23 protein-coding genes are annotated in these 21,411 nt (G+C 65.9%); 9 read left to right on the plus strand and 14 right to left on the minus strand.

All coding sequences use genetic code 11. From position 1 onward, the window contains the following. The first annotated feature begins 102 nt into the window (after window positions 1-102). The 3 genes from LN047_RS16690 to LN047_RS16700 all read left to right on the plus strand — a co-directional run bounded on the left by LN047_RS16690 (window position 103) and on the right by LN047_RS16700 (window position 2,050). On the plus strand, window positions 103-741 hold the full coding sequence (locus LN047_RS16690; RefSeq protein ID WP_128828525.1) for a DedA family protein: 639 nt from the start codon (window positions 103-105) through the stop codon (window positions 739-741). A gap of 13 nt (window positions 742-754) precedes the next feature. Then, window positions 755-1,306 carry a hypothetical protein gene (locus LN047_RS16695; protein WP_223576055.1) on the plus strand — a complete coding sequence of 184 codons (552 nt, stop codon included), beginning with the start codon at window positions 755-757 and terminating at the stop codon, window positions 1,304-1,306. A gap of 117 nt (window positions 1,307-1,423) precedes the next feature. Beyond that, window positions 1,424-2,050 carry a dUTPase gene (locus LN047_RS16700; RefSeq protein ID WP_200952210.1) on the plus strand — a complete coding sequence of 209 codons (627 nt, stop codon included), beginning with the start codon at window positions 1,424-1,426 and terminating at the stop codon, window positions 2,048-2,050. 69 nt (window positions 2,051-2,119) lie between these two features. On the opposite strand, the gene LN047_RS16705 is transcribed toward LN047_RS16700, so the two are convergent. The 6 genes from LN047_RS16705 to LN047_RS16730 form a co-directional block, all read right to left on the minus strand. Continuing rightward, on the minus strand, window positions 2,120-3,232 hold the full coding sequence (locus LN047_RS16705) for an NADH:flavin oxidoreductase/NADH oxidase (RefSeq protein ID WP_063955467.1): 1,113 nt from the start codon (window positions 3,230-3,232) through the stop codon (window positions 2,120-2,122). Between the two features lie 95 nt (window positions 3,233-3,327). Next, the gene (gene ehuA, locus LN047_RS16710) at window positions 3,328-4,098 is read right to left on the minus strand and encodes an ectoine/hydroxyectoine ABC transporter ATP-binding protein EhuA (RefSeq protein WP_056324344.1); all 771 of its coding nucleotides are present in this window, start codon (window positions 4,096-4,098) and stop codon (window positions 3,328-3,330) included. After that, window positions 4,095-4,766: an ectoine/hydroxyectoine ABC transporter permease subunit EhuD gene (gene ehuD / locus LN047_RS16715; RefSeq protein ID WP_373979634.1), complete on the minus strand. Its 672-nt coding sequence runs from the start codon at window positions 4,764-4,766 to the stop codon at window positions 4,095-4,097. Before ehuD ends, ehuA begins: the two co-directional genes overlap by 4 nt. Then, window positions 4,763-5,416, minus strand: a complete 654-nt coding sequence (ehuC, locus tag LN047_RS16720) for an ectoine/hydroxyectoine ABC transporter permease subunit EhuC (protein WP_373979635.1) — start codon at window positions 5,414-5,416, stop codon at window positions 4,763-4,765. Before ehuC ends, ehuD begins: the two co-directional genes overlap by 4 nt. A gap of 9 nt (window positions 5,417-5,425) precedes the next feature. Then, complete coding sequence (ehuB, locus tag LN047_RS16725; protein ID WP_373979636.1) at window positions 5,426-6,337, minus strand: ectoine/hydroxyectoine ABC transporter substrate-binding protein EhuB; 912 nt, start codon at window positions 6,335-6,337, stop codon at window positions 5,426-5,428. Window positions 6,338-6,514: 177 nt separating this feature from the next. After that, complete coding sequence (locus tag LN047_RS16730) at window positions 6,515-7,669, minus strand: ABC transporter substrate-binding protein (RefSeq protein WP_373979637.1); 1,155 nt, start codon at window positions 7,667-7,669, stop codon at window positions 6,515-6,517. 278 nt (window positions 7,670-7,947) lie between these two features. On the opposite strand from LN047_RS16730, the gene LN047_RS16735 reads away from it, so the two are divergent. Both LN047_RS16735 and LN047_RS16740 read left to right on the plus strand, forming a co-directional pair. Further along, on the plus strand, window positions 7,948-8,373 hold the full coding sequence (locus tag LN047_RS16735) for an OsmC family protein (RefSeq protein WP_062840687.1): 426 nt from the start codon (window positions 7,948-7,950) through the stop codon (window positions 8,371-8,373). 129 nt (window positions 8,374-8,502) lie between these two features. Next, on the plus strand, window positions 8,503-9,792 hold the full coding sequence (locus tag LN047_RS16740; RefSeq protein ID WP_175155785.1) for an Nramp family divalent metal transporter: 1,290 nt from the start codon (window positions 8,503-8,505) through the stop codon (window positions 9,790-9,792). Between the two features lie 79 nt (window positions 9,793-9,871). Here the strand turns inward: LN047_RS16740 and LN047_RS16745 are convergent, their stop codons facing one another. Both LN047_RS16745 and LN047_RS16750 read right to left on the minus strand, forming a co-directional pair. Continuing rightward, window positions 9,872-10,093, minus strand: coding sequence for a hypothetical protein (locus LN047_RS16745; protein WP_056324328.1), 222 nt, complete (start codon window positions 10,091-10,093; stop codon window positions 9,872-9,874). 172 nt (window positions 10,094-10,265) lie between these two features. After that, the gene (locus LN047_RS16750) at window positions 10,266-10,892 is read right to left on the minus strand and encodes a TetR/AcrR family transcriptional regulator (RefSeq protein WP_063955460.1); all 627 of its coding nucleotides are present in this window, start codon (window positions 10,890-10,892) and stop codon (window positions 10,266-10,268) included. A 127-nt stretch (window positions 10,893-11,019) separates the two neighbouring features. Here LN047_RS16750 and LN047_RS16755 point away from each other — a divergent pair, with 127 nt between their 5' ends. After that, a complete protein-coding gene (locus LN047_RS16755; RefSeq protein ID WP_056324322.1) occupies window positions 11,020-12,303 on the plus strand; it encodes an MFS transporter in 1,284 nt (427 codons plus the stop codon). A gap of 64 nt (window positions 12,304-12,367) precedes the next feature. Here the strand turns inward: LN047_RS16755 and LN047_RS16760 are convergent, their stop codons facing one another. Continuing rightward, window positions 12,368-13,069, minus strand: a complete 702-nt coding sequence (locus LN047_RS16760) for a GntR family transcriptional regulator (RefSeq protein WP_056324320.1) — start codon at window positions 13,067-13,069, stop codon at window positions 12,368-12,370. Between the two features lie 127 nt (window positions 13,070-13,196). On the opposite strand from LN047_RS16760, the gene LN047_RS16765 reads away from it, so the two are divergent. From LN047_RS16765 to LN047_RS16775, 3 genes are all read left to right on the plus strand, one after another. Continuing rightward, window positions 13,197-14,192, plus strand: a complete 996-nt coding sequence (locus LN047_RS16765) for a tripartite tricarboxylate transporter substrate binding protein (RefSeq protein ID WP_373979638.1) — start codon at window positions 13,197-13,199, stop codon at window positions 14,190-14,192. An 89-nt stretch (window positions 14,193-14,281) separates the two neighbouring features. Then, window positions 14,282-15,082, plus strand: coding sequence for an enoyl-CoA hydratase/isomerase family protein (locus LN047_RS16770; protein WP_056324314.1), 801 nt, complete (start codon window positions 14,282-14,284; stop codon window positions 15,080-15,082). A gap of 21 nt (window positions 15,083-15,103) precedes the next feature. After that, window positions 15,104-16,378 (plus strand): CaiB/BaiF CoA transferase family protein, encoded by a 1,275-nt coding sequence (locus LN047_RS16775; protein WP_373979639.1) that lies wholly within the window; start codon window positions 15,104-15,106, stop codon window positions 16,376-16,378. A 45-nt stretch (window positions 16,379-16,423) separates the two neighbouring features. Here LN047_RS16775 and LN047_RS16780 read toward each other — a convergent pair whose 3' ends face one another. The 5 genes from LN047_RS16780 to LN047_RS16800 form a co-directional block, all read right to left on the minus strand. Next, window positions 16,424-17,152, minus strand: coding sequence for an ABC transporter ATP-binding protein (locus LN047_RS16780; RefSeq protein ID WP_056324308.1), 729 nt, complete (start codon window positions 17,150-17,152; stop codon window positions 16,424-16,426). Continuing rightward, window positions 17,149-17,952 carry an ABC transporter ATP-binding protein gene (locus tag LN047_RS16785; protein WP_056324304.1) on the minus strand — a complete coding sequence of 268 codons (804 nt, stop codon included), beginning with the start codon at window positions 17,950-17,952 and terminating at the stop codon, window positions 17,149-17,151. The genes LN047_RS16780 and LN047_RS16785 overlap by 4 nt, the downstream gene beginning before the upstream one ends. Continuing rightward, the gene (locus LN047_RS16790; RefSeq protein WP_056324301.1) at window positions 17,949-19,037 is read right to left on the minus strand and encodes an ABC transporter ATP-binding protein; all 1,089 of its coding nucleotides are present in this window, start codon (window positions 19,035-19,037) and stop codon (window positions 17,949-17,951) included. The genes LN047_RS16785 and LN047_RS16790 overlap by 4 nt, the downstream gene beginning before the upstream one ends. Then, window positions 19,034-19,963, minus strand: a complete 930-nt coding sequence (locus tag LN047_RS16795; protein WP_056324299.1) for a branched-chain amino acid ABC transporter permease — start codon at window positions 19,961-19,963, stop codon at window positions 19,034-19,036. The genes LN047_RS16790 and LN047_RS16795 overlap by 4 nt, the downstream gene beginning before the upstream one ends. 153 nt (window positions 19,964-20,116) lie before the next feature. Further along, a complete protein-coding gene (locus LN047_RS16800) occupies window positions 20,117-21,262 on the minus strand; it encodes a branched-chain amino acid ABC transporter substrate-binding protein (protein WP_056324296.1) in 1,146 nt (381 codons plus the stop codon). Window positions 21,263-21,411 lie beyond the last annotated feature (149 nt).

Consider the following 21,411-nt stretch of genomic DNA (forward strand, 5'->3'; position numbering starts at 1 on the left):
TCCAACGTCGAGCGTTCCACCAAAAGGCCTACCCGCGATCCGGCTGGCCCTGCAGGCGTTAACATACCCGATTGCGTTCAGCTAATTTTCAACTTTGCATTCATGGATGAATACATCACTCAGATCGGCCAGTTCATCGAGGCCAACCAGGCCTGGGCCGGACCGATCACATTCCTCCTCACGATGGGCGAGTCCATGGTGCTCCTGGGACTGTTCATTCCCGCCACCGCGCTGCTGCTGCTCACGGGCGGCCTCATCGGCTCCGGCACGCTCGCACCCTGGGGCGTGATCGCCTGGGGCATCGCGGGCGCCATCGTGGGCGACGCGCTGTCGTACTACTTGGGGCGCTGGGCGGGCCCGAGCGTGCTGCGGCGCTGGCCGCTCAAGCAGCAGCGCACCGGCGTGGCCCGGGCGCGCCTGTTCTTTTACCGCTACGGCTTTGCGTCCGTGCTGATCGGCCGGTTCCTGGGCCCCATCCGCTCCACGATACCCACCGTCGCGGGCGTGATGGGCATGGCGCACAGCCGCTTCCAGATCGCCAACGTGCTGTCGGCCATGCTCTGGATGCCGCTGATGCTGGCGCCCGGCTACATCACCGCGCGCAGCCTGGGCACAGCGGAAAACGCCCAACAGATCGCCATGATGATCGGCGCGGGGCTGTCGGTTTTGCTAGGATGCGGGCTTCTCCTCGCCATGGTGCGCAAGCGCCGCCAACCGGTGCGCGTGCGGCGAGGCAATTGATCCGGAGAGCTTCATGGCCATCGATGCCGAGCCCAAGAACGGCGATTTCGCGCGCTATATCGAAGAGTTGACCAGCGCCGGCGGCACCTCGCCCGGCCGCATCGCAAGCCGTCGCGACGCCCGCAGGCAGACGTCCCCGGTGACAGTGCCCATCCCGGTTGCGGCGCCGCCCTCTCCCACTTCGGGCTCGCTGTCTGAAGCGCCGTGGGGCAACACGGCGTCATCCACCCCGCAGTCGCGCTCCGCATCACAGGCGCCTCTGGCAACCATGCCGGGCCAGCCCGACGAAGCCAACGTCACGCTTGCCCGTCAGGCGGGACGGCGCAAGCTCGGCGTCGTATTGACCGTGGCCGGCATCATGGCGGGCTGGGCCGCCGCCAACATCGCCTTCCGTGCGCTGCACAGCCCCCAGTTCGAACTGGATGCGCTGATGCCCGCCCTATTCCTGGCGTTCTTTGCCTTCATGCTGTTCAAGGCAGCCCGCGGCGCCCGCAATCCCCGCAAGACGCCCCTGAACAAGTTGCCGCCCCTGACGCCTTCCTCGTATCGCAAGGACGGCGCCTGACGCGCCGGCGCGTGGCCGGCGGGCGTTGGTGCTAACATTTCCGGCCATTGAATCAGCCCCATCCCCGGAGTGAAAGTGAACAACGTAGTCGGATTGAACCAGGCCCAGGCGGCCACGATGCTGAAGCTGCAAGGCCACCTGAACAGCATGATCAATCCGGACTGGGTCAATGGCGGCGCCCGCTTCCTGCGCGCCGCCTTCGTCGAGTCGGCCGAAGCCCTGGAACACTACGGCTGGAAGTGGTGGAAGAAGCAAACCATCGACCTGCCCCAGGTCCAGATGGAATTGGTCGACATCCTGCACTTTTACCTGTCGCACACGATCGTTCAATCGGCGGGCGACGTCGAGGCCGCCGCGCGCGCGCTGGTCGCTGACCTGGCCTCGCCCGCCACCGTCACGCTCGACGGCAAGTCCCATGACCTCGCCGCCCTGAACGTGCCGGAATTGCTTGAGCTGATCGGCGGCCTGGCGGTATGCGGCCGTGCCAGCTTCAAGGTCCTGGAGCAGACCATGACGGCCTGCGACATGACCTGGAACGACGCCTACACGCAGTACGTGTCCAAGAACGTGCTGAACATCTTCCGCCAGCAGCACGGCTACAAGGAAGGCACTTACATCAAGATCTGGAACGGCGAGGAAGATAACGTCGTGCTCGCGCGCCTGCTGTCGCAGCAGGATCCGGCCAGCGCGGACTTTGCCGAGATCCTGCATCGCGAACTGGAAGCGGCCTACGCGCGGCTGTAAGCCCCCACGGATGCCCGCAATAAAACGCCGCAATCGCGGCGTTTTTTTATGGCCGGCAACCCGCCAGCGCTAGCGCTGGCCGAAGCGCGTCTCGCCAAACAACGCCTTCAACTCGCGCGGTTGCGACCGCCAGTATTGCTTTGGCGCGCTGACCTGGCCGCCCAGCTGGGCGGCCGCGTGCCACGGCCAGCGCGGGTCGTAGAGCATGCCGCGCGCCAGCGCGACCATGTCGGCCTGGCCCTGCGCAATGATGTCCTCGGCCTGCTGGGCCTCGGTGATGAGGCCCACCGTGATCGTAGGCATGCCGATCCGGCGCTTGATTTCCTCGGCGAAGGGAACCTGGTAGTTCGGCCCGACCGGGATCTTCTGCTGCGGCGACACGCCGCCGCTCGAGACGTCGATGAACTCACAGCCGCGCGCCTTCAGCGCTTCGGCGAAGGTCAACGTCTGTTCCAGGTCCCAGCCGCCCTCGACCCAGTCGGTCGCGGACACGCGCACACCCAGCGCCACCGATTGCGGCACGATCTCGCGCAGGGCCTGGAAGACTTCCAGCGGAAAGCGCATGCGGTTCTCCAGCGATCCGCCGTAGGCGTCGTCGCGCTGATTCGACAGCGGCGACAGGAACTGGTGCAGCAGATAGCCATGCGCGGCATGCACTTCGATGGCGTCAAAGCCCAGGCGTAGCGCGCGCCGGGCGCTGTCGACGAACGCATGGCGGATGCGCTCGAGGCCCGCCGCGTCCAGCGCATGCGGCGCGGGCTCATGTGCGTTGTGCGGCACGGCGGACGGCGCCCATCCCTGCCAACCGCCAGCGCTTTCCGGCACCAGCTGGCCGCCGTTCCAAGGCGCGTCGCTGGAAGCCTTGCGGCCGGCATGGCCCAGCTGGATGCCCAGTTTGATGGGCGAGTAACGGCGCACGGCGGCAACCACCTTGCCCAGTGCGGCTTCGGTCTCGTCGGACCACAGGCCCAGGTCTCCGGGAGAGATGCGGCCGTCGGCCTCGACCGCGGTGGCTTCGGTAAAAAGCAGCGCGGCGCCCGACAGCGCCAGGTGCCCCAGGTGAATCATGTGCCAATCCGTGGCGCAGCCCGCTTCGGCGGAATATTCGCACATGGGTGCGATGACGATGCGGTTGGCCAAGGCGACATTGCCGATTGACGTGGGGCTGAACAGATGGCTCATGCGGAAAGGCTCCGGGTGCGTTGGACGACACAGCATAGCGCCCGGCCGGGCAAACGCCGTCAATCCCAACGCCCCCGGCAGGGTTACCGCATCGCCTACTGCCCTTCGATCACCGAATCCAGGAACTGGCGCGTGCGCGCCTCCTTGGGCTGGCTGAACAGCACGGACGACTCGGCATCCTCAACGATGTTGCCCTGGTCGAAGAACAGCGTGCGGTCCGAACTGCGTTCGGCGAACTTCATCTGGTGCGTGACGATGATCATCGTCATGCTGCGTCGGGCGGACAGGTCGCGCAGGATCTGCAAAATTCCGCCGACCAGCTCGGGGTCGAGCGCAGACGTGACTTCATCGAACAGCATCACCTGCGGGCACATCGCCAGCGCGCGCGCGATGCCCACCCGCTGCTTCTGCCCGCCCGATAGCTGCGCGGGATAAACGTCGAGCTTGTCGCCCAAGCCCACCATTTCCAGATACTCGACGGCGCGATCGCGCGCCTGGTCGCGCGGCATGCCCAGCACGTGCAGGGGCGCTTCCATGGCGTTGCCCAGCGCCGTCATGTGCGGGAACAGGTTGAAGTGCTGAAACACCATGCCGATCTTGCCGCGCACCTGGCGCAGGTGCGCGGAGTTGACGCCGGCAGGCCGGCCCTGCGCATCGGTCCACATCGGCTCGCCATCGATCTCGATGTCGCCGCTGGTGGGCGGATCCAGCGTCATCAGCACGCGCAGCAACGTGGACTTGCCCGAACCCGACGGGCCGATGACAGCCACGGTCTGCCCCGCCGGGATCTCGAGGTTGATGCCTCGCAGGACTTCCACGTCTCCAAAACGCTTGTGCAGATTCTTGATGCTCACGCTGGCGCTCATCGGTTTCCTCCATATCGTTGCAGGCGGGCCTCCAGGCCGCGCACGCCCCAGGCCGCGACCAGGCTCAGCGCCAGGAACAGCAGGCCCACCAGGGTCAGGGGTTCGGTGTACCGGAACGTCGCGGATCCGATCATCTTGCTTTGCTGCAGCAGCTCGACCACGGTGATGGCCGACAGCAGCGGCGTGTCCTTGAACATCGCCACCAGGTAGTTGCCCAGCGCGGGCACCACCGGCGGGATCGCCTGCGGCAGCACCACGCCCACCGCCGTACGCCAGCGCGACATGTTCAGCGCCGTGGCCGCTTCCCACTGGCCGCGTGGCACGGCCTCGATGCCGGCGCGGTACACCTCGGCGCAATAGGTGGCGTAGTGCAGGCCGAGCGCCACGATCCCCGTCATGAGCGGCGACATCTGCGCGCCAGTCAGCGGCAAGACATAGAACAGGAAATACATCTGCACCAGCAGCGGCGTGCTGCGCACGAACTCGATGAAAAACGCCGTGGGCATCGACACGATGCGCAGCCGCGACCGCCGGAGCATGGCAAGCACCAGCCCCAACGTCACCGCCACCAGCATGCCGAGCACGGTGGCCTGGATCGTGATGACGAGCGCCGACCCTAGCGTGGGCAGGATTTCCAGGGCGAAAGACCAGTCAAATATCGGTGTCATCGGACTCGGACCCTCCGCTCAAGCAGACGCACGCCCGCGGTGATCAACAGGGCCACGGCAAAGTACATCAGCAGCATCAGCGTGAAGATCTCGGTCGTGCGCAGGGTTTCGCTGCGTAGCAGCTGGCCGCGGAACGTCAGGTCGGTGATGGTGATCAGCGACACCAGGGCCGTGTTCTTCAGGAGCTCGATCAGCAGGTTGCCCGCGGGCGGCAGCATGGCCGGCACGGCTTGCGGAAGCACGATGCGCTGCATGATCTGACGGCGCGTGAGGTTCAACGCCACGCCGGCTTCACGCTGCCCGGGCGGCACGGCCCGGATGGCGCCGCGCACCACTTCCGCCCCATACGCGCCCGCATTCAGCGCCAGCACCACGATGCCGACCAGCATGGCCGGCAGCTGCACGCCAAAGAGCGGCAGCACGAAGTAGAACCAGAAGAGCTGCACCAGGGCCGACGTGCCGCGAAAGACCTCGACGTAGATCGACGCCGCCCAACGCACGGACCGCAGGGACGACAGGCGGCCCAGCCCCGACAGCAGCGCAAGCGGCACCGCCAGGACCACCGCGCCCGCCATGATCTGCAGCGTGACGACCAGCCCCTCGAGCAGGGGCGGCACAAGCTGCGCGATATGTTCAGACATCAACTGCATCGGCGCCCCTTACTGTCCGCTGCAGAGCTTGTCCGCGGTCACCCCTTGGGGCAGTTCGTCGGCCGTGAAGCCGAACGGCTCGACGAGCTTCTCGTGTTCGTCGGTGCCGATGAACTTGGCGAGCTCGGCGTTGAAGGCGTCCGCGAAGGCCTTGTCGTCCGTGCGGAAGGCATAGGCGCCGTAGCCGCGCACGCCCTTGCCGTCGATGACCGGGTCCGTGAACGGCTCGGCCTTTTCCAGCCCGCTGCCCGCCTGCGTCTTGCCCATCAGGTCATTGATGGTGAGCGCGGTCGCGGCATAGGCATCGGCGCGGCCGGCCTGCACACCAGACAGCGCGCTGACCGCATCCGGAAACACGACCACCTGCCCTGCCGGGATGTTGACCTTCTGCGCGTAATCGCCCTCGATGGCGCCCACCACCACGCCAAGCTTGGCGTCAGGGTTCTTGGCCACGTCTTCGTAACTGTGCAGGTTCTTGGGATTGCCGTCCTTGACGAGGAACGCTTCGCCCACGCCATAGGTGGGGTTGGAGAACGCCACCTGCTGACAGCGCTCGGGCGTGATGTACATGCCTGCCGCAATGATGTCGAAACGCTTGGCCGCAAGCCCCGGGATGAGCGAACCGAATTCGGTCAGGACCCCTTCCACCTCGTTGATGCCCATGCGCTTGAGCACCACGCGGGCGATTTCCACCGACTCGCCGGTGACCTTGGCCTCTTTGCTGTCCATGTAGGCAAACGGCGCCTCATTGGCGTAGCCGATACGGATCTTTCCGGCCGACTTGGCGGCTTCCAGCGTACTGACGCTGCTGGCGGGCGCGTCGCCTGTTGCCGCGGTCTTGTCGCCGCCCGAGTCCGAACACGCCGCGAGAACGCCCAGGCCAAGGGCCAACAGCAGTCGTCTGGATTGGATGAGGGTCATGAATCTTTCTCCCGAATTTATTTCTAGGTACATGGCTTCACTAAAAATAATACGCTAAGAAATGATTTCGACACGAATGATATAGACGTGAAAAAGCAGGCCTAAGCCTGCTTTTGACGTTCGTTGCCCTATGACGCGTTAGGACACGTTACGAACGGTAGATAGATATGGCACCGTTTATTGGGCGTAGGAAAAGCGTCCATTCTTGACCGTGCCCATCACCCGGGCGCGCTCATCGAATCCCTGATGGTTTTCCTTGGTGATGTTCAAGACGCCATTGGGAACGACCAGATCACGGGTGTTTTCCAGCGCGTCGCGCAGTGCCAGGCGGAACTCGGGCGTGCCGGGCTTGGCGCCCGTCTTGAGGGCCCGAGACACCGCCGAATCCAGCAGCATCCAGGCGCCATAGGCGTCCCCGGCGAACTGGGTCAGCGTATGGGGGCCGTATTGCTGCTCGTACTTGTCCGCAAAGGCCACCGCCACCTTCTTGACCGGGTTGGAATCGGGCAACTCGCGCGCCACCACACCCGGGCCGGTGGGGAACAGCGTCCCCTCCACGTCCTTGCCGCCGACCTGCAGGAATTCAAGCGTGCCGATGCCGTGCGTCTGGTAGACGGCGCCGGTGTAGCCGCGTTCGAGCAGCGTTTTCTGGGGCAGCGCGGCCGGCGTGCCCGAACCGGCGATCAGCACTGCGTCCGGCTTGGCGGCAATGACCTTGAGCACCTGGCCGACCACCGACGCGTCGGTGCGCTGGAAGCGCTCTTGCGCGACGAGTTTCAGATCGGACCCGGCCGCGGCCGTGAACTCCTTCAGCCAGCTGTCGCCATACGAATCGGCAAAGCCGATGAAGGCCACGTTCTTCAGGCCCTTCTTCTTCATGTCTTCGACCAGCACCGTGGCCATCAGCGAGTCGTTCTGCGGCATCTTGAAGGCCCAGGTGCGCTTGGGATCCGACTGCGGCTCCACAATGACGTTGGACGCGGCCAGCGCGATCATCGGGGTCTTGGTTTCGGCCAGCACGTCGAGGGCGGCCAGCGCGGAAGCTGTGATGTTGGGGCCGACGATGGCGTCCACCTTGTCCTCGGAGGTCAGCTTGCGCATGTTCTTGACCGCCCGGCTGACGTCCGTGCCGTCGTCCAGCACCACGTAACGCGCGGGTTCGCCGCCCAGCGTGTTGGGCCACAGGCGGATCGCGTTGTTGGTCTGGATGCCGATGGCGGCGGCGGGGCCCGTGGTGGATACGTCCACGCCGATCACGATTTCAGCTTGGGCGGACAGGGCGGGGACGGCCAGCGCGACGGCGCAGGCGTAGCGGGCAAGGATGCGAGGCATGACTACGGCTCTTGGATGGGAGTGAAGGAGATGCCGCTATTTTGCCTGATGCGCCAGCGGCGGTTATTGACGTGGCCAACCCTTGTTGGAGGTGAATGCCCCGCCAGGCCATCGTTACATCGGTTTGCCGTTGCGTACCGGTGTCTTACGCGATGGGCGGGGTGGCGGGCCGTATCATCGACGATGCCGCCTGAGGCAAGGCGCGCCGCCCCCGCTGCGGCGCCTCTCCCCACCCCGGACGCGCCGCACGCGGCTGCGTTCCCACACAGGAGTCACGTATGAAGAAAACCGCAACCGCCGCCTGGTCGGGCGATCTGAAGACTGGCAAAGGCACGATTTCCACGCAGAGCGGCGCGCTCAAGAGCCAACCTTACGGCTTTAACACCCGCTTCGGCGACACGCCGGGCACCAACCCCGAAGAACTGCTGGGCGCGGCGCACGCCGGGTGCTTCACCATGGCGCTGTCCAACATCCTGGGCGAAGCGGGCATGGTCGCGCAAAGCCTGGACACCAAGGCCGAAGTCACGCTGGACAAGGTCGATGACGGCTTTTCCATCACCGCCGTGCACCTGACCGTGGAGGCCGTCATTCCCGGCGCTTCCGCCGAAGCGTTCGAGGAAGCCGCCCGCAAAGCCGAAAAGGGCTGCCCGGTTTCCAAGGTGCTGAACGCCAAGATCTCGATGGACGCCAAGCTGAAGTCCTGACCGGCGCGAGGGTAATCCGGCTCCGGACGGGGCCGGATCATTGGCCCGCCCTATCCCGGGCGTGGCCAAAATCAATTTGACGGTGCAGGTGCGCTCCGGAAAAATGAGAACCATTCTCAGGAGCAGCACATGACCGGATTCATCTACGCAATATCAGGCGGCAATGCCGCCCTGGCCCAGGACGCGCGGGTTTCCGCGAACCTGCGCCGCATGGTCGGGTCGGGCATCCTGGTCGCCGTCGGCTACATCGATCCGGGCAACTGGGCGACCGACATCGCCGGCGGCAGCGGCTTTGGCTACGGCCTGCTGATGGTCGTCATCACGTCAGCCTTTCTGGCGCTGGGCTTTCAGGTGCTGGTGTCGCGCCTGGCGCTTGCCACCGGCCAGGATCTGGCCACCCTCACTGCCCGCCACCTTTCCCCGCGTTTGGCCAAGGCAGCCTGGCTTGCCGGCGAGGCCGCCATTCTGGCGACCGCGCTGGCAGAACTGATCGGCGGCGCGATTGCGCTGCGGTTGCTGTTTGGCCTGCCGCTCATCGCGGGCGTCGCGGTCACGGGGATCGGCACCTTTGCCGTGCTGGCGATGACGCGCGGCAATGCCGACCGGCATGAACGCGTGATCGCCCTGCTGCTGTCCGTGGTCGCGCTGTCTTTTGTGTTCCTGCTGTTCAAGGCCAATCCGGCCTGGAAGGAAGTGGCGCATGGCGTCACCGAGACCGGCCGCGCGCTGCGCGATCCGCAAGGCTTTTTGATCGCGCTGGGGATTCTGGGCGCGACCCTCATGCCGCACAACCTCTATCTGCATTCGGGCTCGCTTGCGCAGCGGGCGCGGGACCTGCCGCCGCAGGCGCTGGGCATGGCGATGCGCGTGGCGCGCAACGACACGATCGTGTCGCTGGGCGTGGCCATGCTCATCAATTCGGCCATCATGATCGTGGCCGCCGCCTCGCTGTCCGGATCCGGCATGACGGTGTCCAGTCTGGACGATGCGCATGCGGTGATCGGCCACACGCTCGGCATCGGGGCGGCAGTCGTGTTTGCCGTGGCGCTGTACGCCGCGGGCCAAAGCTCCACCATCACGGGCGTGTTGGCCGGACGCATCCTGTCCAAGGGATTCCAGGTCGGCAGCAACTGGTCCGACCGCCGCCGCGCATTGATGACGCGCTTGGTGGCGGGCGCTGCCGCCGTCGGCCTGCTGGCGTTCACGGGCGGCAACGATCCGGACGGGTTGCTGGTGCTGAGCCAGGTCATCCTGAGCCTTGCCCTGCCCTTCGCCCTGGGTCCGCTGGTCGTGCTGGCCTGCCGCAAGAGCCTGATGGGCCGCTACGTGCTGAAAGGCGCGTGGGCCTGGGCCGCCATCGGCGCCACCGTGGGCATCATCGTGCTGGACGCCTATCTGCTGCTGGATATCGTGTCCTGATGGGGCCAGCGCCGCCTGCCAGCGGCAGGCAAAAAAAAACGCCAGCGATCAAAGCTGGCGTTTTTTCTGGCGGGGTGCTTCAGTGGTACGCGGACACGACCGGGTGTTGACGGCGGCCGGCGTCCATATTGTGCAGGACCTCGCCGACAGCGCCGCCCAGTGCAGCCATGCGCAGCTTCAGGCGCAACCAGCGCGAGCGTGCGGTGGGACCGGACAGGGTTTCCGCCTTGATGGCCTCGCGGATCAGGGACCGCTCCAGCGCATCCGACATACGGGCATTTTTCAACGCGGTATCGCTCATGATTCTCTCCTTGAGAAAGCGCGATGTGGAACAACGTGAATCCATCTTAGATCCGCGTATGCTGCGTTGCAATAAAAACCACAAACATTTTTTTCGGCGTTGCGCAATGGGTACAAACACCACCACAACGGTGCATGCCGCACACGGTTACGCACCGAGTTTGTGCGACGCCCTAGGCCGATCGGCCGGGCAGGTGCGCCTGAATCAGCTTGTCGGCCATCGAAGCCACCCGTCCGGCGGGCCCACCCGCCCCGAAAAGCTGGCTGGATACGAACGCGCCTTCAATCAATAGCAGCAGTCCATCGGCCAGGGCTTCGGGATCTTCCGCGCCCATCCCGGCGGCCATGGCGTTCAGCCGGCGGCGCAATTCGCGTTTGTGTTCAACGGCCACGGCCCGGGCCGGATGATTGGGTTCGGGGTATTCGACCGCGGCGTTCGTCAGCCCGCATCCCCGGTAGCCGTTCTGCACCGCACGTCCTGCCATGCCGGTCAGGTAGTCGAGCAATTGGGCGCGCGGATCGCCCGGATGGGCGGCGCACGCGGCGTCAAAGCGCGCCCAGAATTCAGCGTCGTAATCACGCAGGTACGCAGCCGCCAATTCGTCCTTCGAGGAAAAACTGCGGTACAGGCTGGGTTTCGTCACGCCAGCCTGGTTGACGATGGCGTCCACGCCCACGGCGCGGATGCCGTCGCGGTAGAACATCTCGCGCGCGGTCTTACGGATGCGGTCAGCCGCCAGGAGCGGTTTGGATGGCGTGGCGCCGGGGGCGGCGGACGCGGGGGAACTCTTGCTGGCCATACGAGGCTCCTTTTCTGCGAAACAGCGCGAGCGGCCATCTGCGAAAACAGGGTCGCCAAAAATCGCTTGACGATGTTACTGACCGGTACGTACTATCCGCAAACCTTAATACGTACCGGTCAGTAACATGAGTATAGCCCAGCCTCCGTTCCCCTTCCGCCGCGCCGGTCAGAAGTACGCGTTCGTGGTGGTTGCCGTGATTTTCCTGTCGCTGCTGGTGGCGGCCGGCCTGCGATCGTCGCCCAGTGTGCTGCTGGTGCCGCTGGAAGAAACGTTCGGATGGAGCCGAAGTTCGATTTCGTTTGCCGCCGCGTTGGGCATCTTTCTGTACGGACTGGTCGGCCCCTTCGCAGCCGCGGCGATGGAGCGCTTTGGATTGCGGCGCGTGCTGATCACGGCGCTGATCCTGATGTCGGCCTCCAGCGCCGTCAGCGCCTACATGACCGAACCCTGGCATCTGATCATGACCTGGGGCGTGTTCTCGGGCATCAGTTCGGGCGCCGTGGCGATCGTGATGGGCGCGACCGTGGTCAACCGCTGGTTCGTCAAGCACCGCGGACTGATGATGGGCCTTCTGACCGCCAGCGCCGCCACCGGCACGCTTGTGTTCCTGCCGGTGCTGGCCGCGCTGGCCTCGTCGGGCGACTGGACGCGCGTGGTCTGGACGGTGGCCGGCGCCGCGGCCGCGCTGGTGCCGCTGGCCTGGTGGCTGGTGCCCGACCGCCCGTCCAGCGTGGGTCTCGTGCCCTTTGGCAGCGATCCGCATGCGACGCCCGCCCCCGCCGCGCCGCGCACCGGCATGGTGGCCGCCACCTTCGGCACGCTGGCGCGCGCGGCCCGCACGCGCACGTTCTGGTATTTGTTCGCCACCTTTTTCGTGTGCGGGTTCACGACCAATGGCCTGGTGGGCACGCACCTGATCGCACTTTGCGGCGACCACGGCATGCCCGAAGTGCAGGCGGCCGGCTTGCTGGCCATGATGGGCATCTTCGACCTGCTCGGGACCACGGCCTCTGGATGGCTGACCGACCGCTACGACCCGCGCAAGCTGCTCTTTGTGTACTACGCGCTGCGCGGCCTGTCGCTGATGTACCTGCCCTATTCCGATTTCTCGTTCTACAGCCTGTCGATCTTCGCGATCTTTTTTGGCCTGGACTGGATCGCCACGGTGCCGCCCACGCTGCGCCTGACGACGGAAGCCTTCGGCGAACGCGACGCCTCGATCGTCTTCGGGTGGATCGTGGCGGGCCACCAGATGGGCGCGGCAAGCGCCGCCTGGATGGCGGGCGCCCTGCGCGAAGCCCAGGGCAGCTACCTGATGGCTTTTGTGATCTCGGGCTCGACCGGCATCATCGCCGCCGTGCTGGCGCTCATGATCGGCAGAAAGCGCGTGGTGGCGCAACCGGCCTGAACCCGCCCTTGCGCTTGCAGGCAGGCGCCTGCATGCGGACGGGCCGCGGCGGGCCGCCCTGCCCTCAGGCCGCGCCGCCGGTGCGCCCGCGCAGGTTGTAGGCCTTCTTGCCGCCCACGTGTTTGCGGATGAGGGCTTCGGCGCGTTCGCCGTCGCGCGCCATCAATGCCTGCACAAAGGCCTCGTGGTCGGCCACCGCCGTCGTCCATTCGTCCAGGTCGAAATTGGACTTGTAGCGCAGCGCCTGCACCTGCAGGTTCAGGCGGTCGTAGGAGTGTGACAACGCCGGGTTGTGCGCGGCGCGATTGATCGCGATGTGCGTGCCCATGCTGGCCGCGAAGTACGCGCGGATGTCCCGCTTTTCGTAGTTTTCAAGCATCTGCGCATGCAGCCGCCCGATCTGCGCCAGCTCCGCGTCGGACGCGCGCTCGGCGGCGCTGCGCACCGCCAGCCCTTCCAGCACCGACAGCACATCGAAGATGTTCTCGATGTCCTCGGCGGACAGCTCGATCACCATTGCGCCGCGCTTGGGCTGCAGCGTCACCAGGCCATCCGAGGCCAGCATCCGGTACGCCTCGCGCAGCGGCGTGCGCGAAATCTTCAGTTGATCGCACAGATCCCGTTCGTTCAGCCACGTGCCGGGCTTTAGCGTGCCATCGATGATGAGCTGGCGCAGCCGTTCCGCCACGACCGCCGGCAGCGTGGGATGGTGAATGGCCAAATCGGGGACGGAGACATCGGCAATCAAGGGTTCAGGGTTAGCCATGGGTTGTTCATGCTCGCAACATCGACTATTTTTGTATCTGGTATACCAAACACCAACGGCATACCAACCTGACCCAATCATAGAGCAAGCAGCCCCTGGGCAGGACTCATCCACCAAAGGAGACCCTATGAATAAGCATGCTCGCGCCTGGACCGGCGTATTGATGCTGGCCGCCGGCCTTGCGGCGGCCACCCCCGCCGTGGCGCAGGATCCGATCAAGTGGCCGGAACGTCCCATCCGGCTGGTCGTCGGCTTCGTGCCCGGCGGCGGCACGGACGTGTCGGCCCGCATCCTTTCGGCGCGCCTGTCCACCTTGCTGGGCCAGCAGGTCGTAGTCGAAAACAAACCGGGCGCTTCCGGCCTGATTGCGGCCGACTATGTGGTCAAGGCGGATCCGGACGGCTACACGCTGCTGCTGGCCAATATGCAGTCCACCGTGGCGGCGCCTTACGTCGTGCAGTCCAACATCGATCCCAACAAGGATTTCACGGCGGTTCGGTACATCGGGTCGGTGCCGAACGTGCTGGTCGTCAATCCCGCCAAGCACGCGTACACCACGGTGCAGAACCTGGTGGACGACGCCCGCGCCAAGCCCAAGCAACTCTTGTACGCGTCGTCCGGCATGGGCAGCCCGCAGCATCTGAGCGCCGCGCGCTTCTCGCAGATTGCCGGGGTGCAGATGGAGCACGTGCCGTACAAGGGCAGCGGCCAGGCCATGACCGACCTGCTGGGCGGCAGCGTGGACCTGAACTTCGACACGCTGCCGGGCGCGATCAACCAGATCCAGGCCGGCAAGCTGCGGCCGCTGGCCGTGACCAGTCCGCAGCGCAGCAAGCGGCTGCCCGATGTGCCGACGCTGGCCGAATCCGGCATCAAGGGCCTGGACGTCGTGCAGTGGTACGCGGTCCTGGCTCCGGCCAAGCTGCCCCACCCGATCATGGAAAAGCTCGACCGTGCGCTTGCCCAGACGCTGGCCGACCCCGAGGTCGCCGCCAAGCTCGCCGACCAGGGCATGGACCTGGGCGGCGGTCCGCAATCCCCCGCCGCCTTCACCTCGTACGTGCGGGACGAATGGAGCAAGTACGGCAAGCTCACCGCAAGCCTGGGCCTGACGAAGCAGTAAGGCCCGCAGCAAGCCCCGCAGCAAACCCCAACACCGGGCACGACTCACCTGGCGGGGGACGCTCCCCCCGCGCATGCAAAAGGAATCCCATGACCGCTACTTCCACCCCGGGCTCCTCGCCCATCCTGCTGCACCGCGACGGCGACATCGCAACCGTGGTGCTGAACCGGCCGGAAAAGCTCAACGCCTTCACCATCGACGGCTGGCGCTTGCTGGGCGACACGTTTCTCGAACTGGACCGTGACGACGGCGTGCGCTGCGTGCTGCTGCGCGGCGCGGGCGAGAAGGCATTTTCGCCGGGCAACGACATCGGCGAGTTCGAGACGGCCCGCAGCAACAAGCGTCAGGCGGTGGAGTACGGCGCCGTCATGCGCCGCACGATCGAGGCGATCGGCGGGTGCCGCCACCCCGTGGTGGCGCAGATCCATGGCATCTGCGTGGGCGGCGGGCTGGAGATCGCCAGCCTGGCCGATGTGCGCATCTGCGGGGAAAGCTCACGGTTCGGCGTGCCCATCAAGAACCTGGGGCTGGTGATGTCGTATTCGGAACTGGCCCCGCTGGTTCGGCTGGTCGGCCCCACCGTGGCGCTGCAGGTGCTGCTGGAGGGCAACATCTTCGACGCCGCCGAGGCCTTGCGACTGGGCGTGGTCTCGCGCGTGGTGGCCGATGACCAGGTGGCGGCCGACGCCCAGGCAACGGCCCGCCGGATCGCGGACGGCGCGCCGCTGGTGGCCCGCTGGCACAAGAAGTTCGTGCGCAACCTGGTGCAAGGCAAGGCGCTGACCGATGCCGACCGCGACGAAGCTTTCGACTGCTTCGACACTGAGGATTTCCGCGCCGGCTACCGCGCCTTCCTGGCCAAGGCCAAACCGCAATTCAGCGGCCGCTGAACGAACGATCGAGGAACACGCATGCAAAACGACAACCGCGGCTCCGGCCGCCCGCCCTTCCCCGCTTCCGATGCACCCGCCCCCGGCGCGCTGGCCGGCATGCGCGTCATCGAGCTGTCGCAGATCATGGCCGGCCCCACCTGCGGCATGATGCTCGCGGACCTGGGCGCCGATGTCATCAAGGTCGAGAAGATCGACGGCGGCGACGATTCGCGCCAATACCGCGATCCGCAGATCAACGGCATCTCCGCGCCTTTCCTGATGCTCAACCGCAACAAGCGCGCCATTGCGCTGGACCTGAAGCATCCCGACGGCAAGAAGGTGCTCTTGCGCATGATCCGCGACGCCGACGTGGTGACCGAGAACTTCCGCAAGGGCACGATGGAGAAACTGGGCCTGGGCTACGACACGCTGCGCAAGGAGAACCCGGGTCTCATCTATTGCGCCGTCTCGGGCTATGGCACGACGGGCCCCTACGCCGACAAGGGCGGATTCGATCTTGTGGCGCAAGGCTTCTCGGGCTTGATGGCCATCACCGGTGAACCTGGCGGGCCGCCGCTGCGCACCGGCAACTCGGTGGCCGACATCAACGCCGGCCTGCTCGCGGCGTTCGGCGTGCTGGCGGCCTACCAGCACAAGCAACGCACCGGCGAAGGCCAGATCGTGGAGACCTCGTTGCTGGAGGCCAGCCTGCAGCAGCTCTACTGGCATGCCGCCATCTACTTCGGCAGCGGCGTCTCGCCCGGTCCCACGGGGTCGGCGCACGTGCTGAGTGCGCCCTATCAGGCGTTTCCCACGCGCTCCGACTGGATCATCATTGGCGGCGCCAACGAAAAGAACTGGCAGCGCATCGCGCAGGCGCTGGGCAAGCCCGAATGGGCAGACGATCCGCGCTTTGCGCGCAATCGCGACCGCATGCAGAACCGCGACGAACTGGTGGAGGAGATTTCCGCCATCCTGAAAACCCGCGACGCGCAGGAATGGCTGGACATCTTCGATGCGGCCGGCGTGCCCGCCGGTCCGGTGCACTCGATCGCGCAGGCCTTGTCGCACCCGCAGACGCTGGCCCGTGAAATGGTGGTCGAACAGGAGCATCCGGTAGCGGGCAAGGTCCGCACGGTGGGCATGCCCGTGAAACTATCCGCCACGCCCGCCCGCTATCATCGCGCCGCGCCACGGCTGGGCGAGGATTCCATTGCGATCCTGGGGGAGTTCGGCTATGACAGGCAGGAGATCGACGCGCTGATCGACGCCGGCGTGGTCGCGGCCGTGGACCGCGAGCCGGTGCAGGCTTGAGCCAACAGAACGCAAGGCGGGAGACCGCCTTGCGTGGGGCCTTGCTTACTCCACTTCGCCCAGGTACGCCGCGCGCACCTTGGGATCGTGCAGCATGTCGCGCGCGGGTCCCGACAGGGTGATCTCGCCCGACTCCATCACGTAGCCGCGATGGCTGTTTTCCAGGGCCAGGCGCGCGTTCTGCTCGATGAGCAGAATCGTCACGCCTTCGCTGGCGATGGTGCGCACCACGTCGAACACCTTTTCGACCATCAGCGGCGCAAGCCCCATCGACGGCTCGTCCAGCAGCAGCAGCTTGGGGCGCGCGATCATCGCGCGACCCATCGCCACCATCTGCTGCTCGCCGCCCGACAGCGTGCCGGCGGCCTGCTTGCGGCGTTCGGCCAGGCGCGGGAACAGCGTGAATACGCGGTCCGTGTCCTGGCGGATCTGCGCGGCGTCGCGGCGGATGTAACCGCCCATCGCCAGGTTTTCCTCGATGGTGAGCTGCCCGAAGATGCCGCGGCCCTCCGGCACCATCACCAAGCCCTTGCGGACCAGTTCGTGCGACTTCTGTCCGCCGATGGATTGCCCGGCATAGACGACCTCGCCGCCGGCCAGCGGCACCAGGCCGCAGATGGCGCGCAGCGTCGTGCTCTTGCCCGCGCCGTTGGCGCCGATCAGGCAGACCAGTTCGCCGTCGTCCACGCGCAGGTCGATGCCGCGCACCGCGCGGATGCCGCCGTAGGACACTTGCAGGCCCCGCAGCTCGAGCAGGGGTTGGGATGCCGTCATGTTGCCTGGCCCTCGTTGTGGATGAGCGGATCCTGCGCAGCCCCGGCGCCCAGATACGCTTCAATGACCTTGGGATCGCGCTGCACCTGGGCAGGCTTGCCCATCGCCAGCACCTTCCCGTATTCCAGCACCAGCACGCGATCGCACAGGCCCATGACGAGCTTCATGTCGTGTTCGATCAGCAGCACGGTGACCCCGTCGGCGCGGATCTTTTCCACCAGCTTGCGCAGCACGACCGTTTCCGAGGCATTCATGCCCGCGGCGGGTTCGTCCAGCGCCAGCAGCTTCGGATCCGTCGCGAGCGCGCGGGCGATCTCCAGACGCCGCTGGTCGCCATAAGGCAGCGACCGCGCGACGTCGTTGGCGCGATGGCCGATGCCCACGTAGTCCAGCAGCTCCTGGGCGCGCGCCTCGATGGCGGCTTCTTCGGCACGCGTCGCGCGGGTGCGCAGCACCGCACCCAGCACGCCCGCGCGGGTGCGCATGTGGCGGCCGATCATCACGTTCTCGATCGCGCTCAGGTTCGCGAAGAGGCGGATGTTCTGGAAGGTGCGCGCCAGGCCCGCGTACGCGACCTCGTGCGGCTTCTTGCCCGACATGGATTCGCCGTTGAACGTGCAGGTGCCTTCCTCGGGGATGTAGAGGCCGGTCAGCACGTTGAACAGCGTCGTCTTGCCCGCGCCGTTCGGGCCGATCAGCCCGTAGATCTCGCCTTGTTCGATGTCGAAACTAACGCCCGACAGGGCCTGCAGCCCGCCGAAGCGCTTGCCCAGTCCCTGGGCTTGCAACAGCTTGCTCATGCCGCGCCTCCTTGCGTCTTGGTGGCAAGTTCGCGCTTGCGCACCGCCGACGGCCACAGGCCGGCCGGACGGAACAGCATCACGCACACCATCGCCAAGCCGAACAGCAGCATGCGGATGCCCTCCGGATCCAGCACCACGGCACCGAACAGCATGTGCTGGACGGGTTCCACGACGGCGCGCAGGAATTCCGGCAACGCGGCCAGGATCAGCGCGCCCAGGATGACGCCCGGAATGTGGCCCATGCCGCCAAGCACCACCATGCACAGGATCGAAATGGACTCCATGAGCGAGAAGCTCTCGGGGCTGACAAAGCCCTGCATCGATGCGAAGAGCGCGCCCGCCACGCCCCCGAACGAAGCGCCCATCGCAAAGGCCAGCAGCTTGATGTTGCGGGTGTTGATGCCCATCGCCTTGGCGGCGATTTCGTCTTCGCGGATGGCTTCCCACGCGCGGCCGATGCGCGAGTTCTGCAGACGCACGCACACCACGACGATGATCAACGTCAGCGCGAGCAGCAGGTAGTAGTACTTTTCCGGCCCGGTGAACCGGATGCCCATCAGGTTCTGCGTTCGGCCAAAGACAAACTCGCCCACCTTGAAGGTGTCGATGCGGTTGATGCCTTGCGGCCCGTTGGTGATGTTGATCGGCGCATTCAGGTTGTTCAGGAAGATGCGGATGATCTCGCCAAACCCGAGCGTCACGATGGCCAGGTAGTCGCCTCGCAACTTCAATGTCGGCGCGCCCAGCAGCACCCCGAACAGGCACGCGACCGCCAGCGCGATCGGCAGGATCGCCCAGAACGGCAGGTGCAGCCCGAAATGCGGCGAGGCAAGCAGCGCCCACGTGTAGGCCCCCACCGCGTAGAACGCGATATAGCCCAGGTCCAGGAGACCGGCAAAGCCCACCACGATGTTCAGGCCCAGCGACAGCATCACGTACAGCAACGCGAAGTTCAGGATGCGGACCCAGCTCTGGCCGGCCATGCCGATGACGAACGGCAGCACGGCCAGGACGACGCCGATCAGGGCGATGCCGATCAGGTTGCGGGTGGAGAACCCGCTTTTCTTCAGATGGGCGTTCATGCGCGATCCCCCACCCGTTCACCCAGGAGACCCGAGGGACGGAAGATCAGCACCAGCACCAGCACGAAGAACGCAAACACGTCCTGATAATGGCTGCCCAAAAAGCCGCCGGTCAGGTCGCCGATGTAGCCCGCGCCCAGCGATTCGATGATGCCCAGCAGCAAGCCGCCGGCCATGGCGCCGACCAGGTTGCCGATCCCGCCCAGCACGGCGGCGGTGAACGCCTTCAGGCCCAGCATGAAGCCCATCGTGTATTGCGACACGCCGTAATACGTGGCGACCATCATGCCCGCCACGGCAGCAAGCGCCGACCCGATCAGGAAGGCTGCCGAAATCACCGTATTGATGTTCACGCCCATCAGGCCCGCGACCTCGCGGTTCTGCGCGGTGGCGCGCATCGCGGTGCCCAGCCGGGTCTTGTGCACGACGGCCAGCAAGCCGCCCATGATGAGCGCCGCGATCACCACGATGGCGATCTGCAGCGTGCTCATGCGCGCGCCGGCAAACTCGAACACCTGCGGCGACAGCACTTGCGGGAAGTTCAGGTAGTTGCGGCCCCAGCCCATCATCGCCACGTTCTGCAGGATGATGGACACGCCGATGGCCGTGATAAGGGCCGCCAGGCGGGGAGCGCGGCGCAGCGGCCGGTAGGCCACGCGTTCGGCCGTCCAGCCCACCGCCATGCACAGGGGCACCGAGACCAGCAGGCCCACGCCCAGGACCACAAAGGCCGAGACGCCGGGATCGCCGCCCACCAGCGAAATAGCGATCGTGGTGGCCGCCATCGCGCCGATCATGACGACGTCGCCATGCGCGAAGTTGATCAGCCCGATGATGCCGTACACCATGGTGTAGCCAAGGGCGACCAGGGCGTACACGCTGCCAAGCGTCACGCCGTTAATCAGTTGTTGAATGAAGATATCCATAGGGGCCGCTGAATAAGCCTGGAAGAATCGCGCGGGGCGGCCAGGGCGCAAAGGCCTGGCCGCGCGTCGCGCGCCGCAGCGCCGGACGGCGCGAGCGGAAAAAAGCGGGCGGATCGTGGCGCGTGGCCTGCGCCGCCCTGGTTTCGAGCCGGCTTAGTTGGCCTGGCTGACCATCGTTTCGACCATCTCCCACTTGCCGTTCTTGACTTCGTAGATGGTGACCGAGATTTCCTTCAGATCGCCCTTGTCGTCGTAGGAAATGTGCTCGCTCGTCGCGCCCTTGCGGTTCAGCTTGGCCAGCTTGGGCAGATACTTTTCGGGTTCGGCGGAACCGGCCTGTTCGATGGCCGTGATCATGTTCCAGGCGCCGTCGTAGGCGTACGGCGCGTACACGCCGGGGGCCTTCTTGAAGCGGGCCTGGTAACGCTGCTCGAAGTCCTTGCCCGCAGCCATCTTGTCCAGCGGCACGCCGGCCAGCGAGGCGTAGGTGCCGTCGGCGGCGTCGCCCGCCAGCTTGATGAACGTGTCGCTGCGCGTCATTTCGCCGGACACCAGCGGCGCCTTCAGGCCCAGCGTGGCGAGCTGGCGCTTCATGGGGCCGGACTGCGCGTCCAGGCCGCCGTAGAAGATGGCGTCAGGCGCGGAGCCCTTGATGTTGGTCAGGATGGCCGTGAAGTCGTTGGCCTTGTCGGTGGTGTACTCGCGGCGCACGACCTGGCCGCCGGCGGCCTTGACGGCCTTCTCGACCTCGTCGGCCAGACCTTGGCCGTAGGCGGTGCGGTCGTCGATGATCGCGACCTTCTTGGCCTTCAGGTTTTGCACGATGAACTTGCCGACCGCGGCGCCCTGCTGGGTGTCGCTGGTCATCATGCGGAACGTGGTTTCGTAGCCCTGCTTGGTGTATTCGGGCGAGGTCGCCATGGCGATCTGCGGCAGGCCGGCCTCATGGTAGACACGCGATGCCGGGATGGTGGTGCCCGAGTTGAAGTGTCCCAGGATGCCCACGACGTCCTGGTCGACGAGCTGCTGGGCCACCTGCACGCCCACGCGCGGGTCAGCCTGGTCATCGCGCGAAACCAGCACGAACTTGGCCGTCTCGCCGTCAACCTTGATGCCCTTCTTGTTGGCTTCTTCGAGCGCCAGGTTCAGACCGTTCTGCATGTCCTCGCCGTAGTGCGATTGCGGACCGGTCAGCGGGGCGGCAAAGCCGAACTTGATGTCGGCGGCCTGCGCGGCGGCGGTCATGCCGGCAGCGGCGATGCTGGCGGCGAGGAGCTTCAAAGTGGTGCGCAACTTCATGGGGAATCCTCCGAGGTATCGGACTAAGGCCTTGTTATACCTGAGCTTTTAGCCAGGCTTTTGGTTTTTTACTACCGCGGGCCCAGTGATCTCCGGGTCCCGCGCATGCATTTTCTGCAGAGTCTGAATGCCGGATTGCGGCAGCCAGA

The organism is Achromobacter sp. JD417 (assembly GCF_041879325.1).
GTDB lineage: Bacteria > Pseudomonadota > Gammaproteobacteria > Burkholderiales > Burkholderiaceae_B > Achromobacter > Achromobacter mucicolens.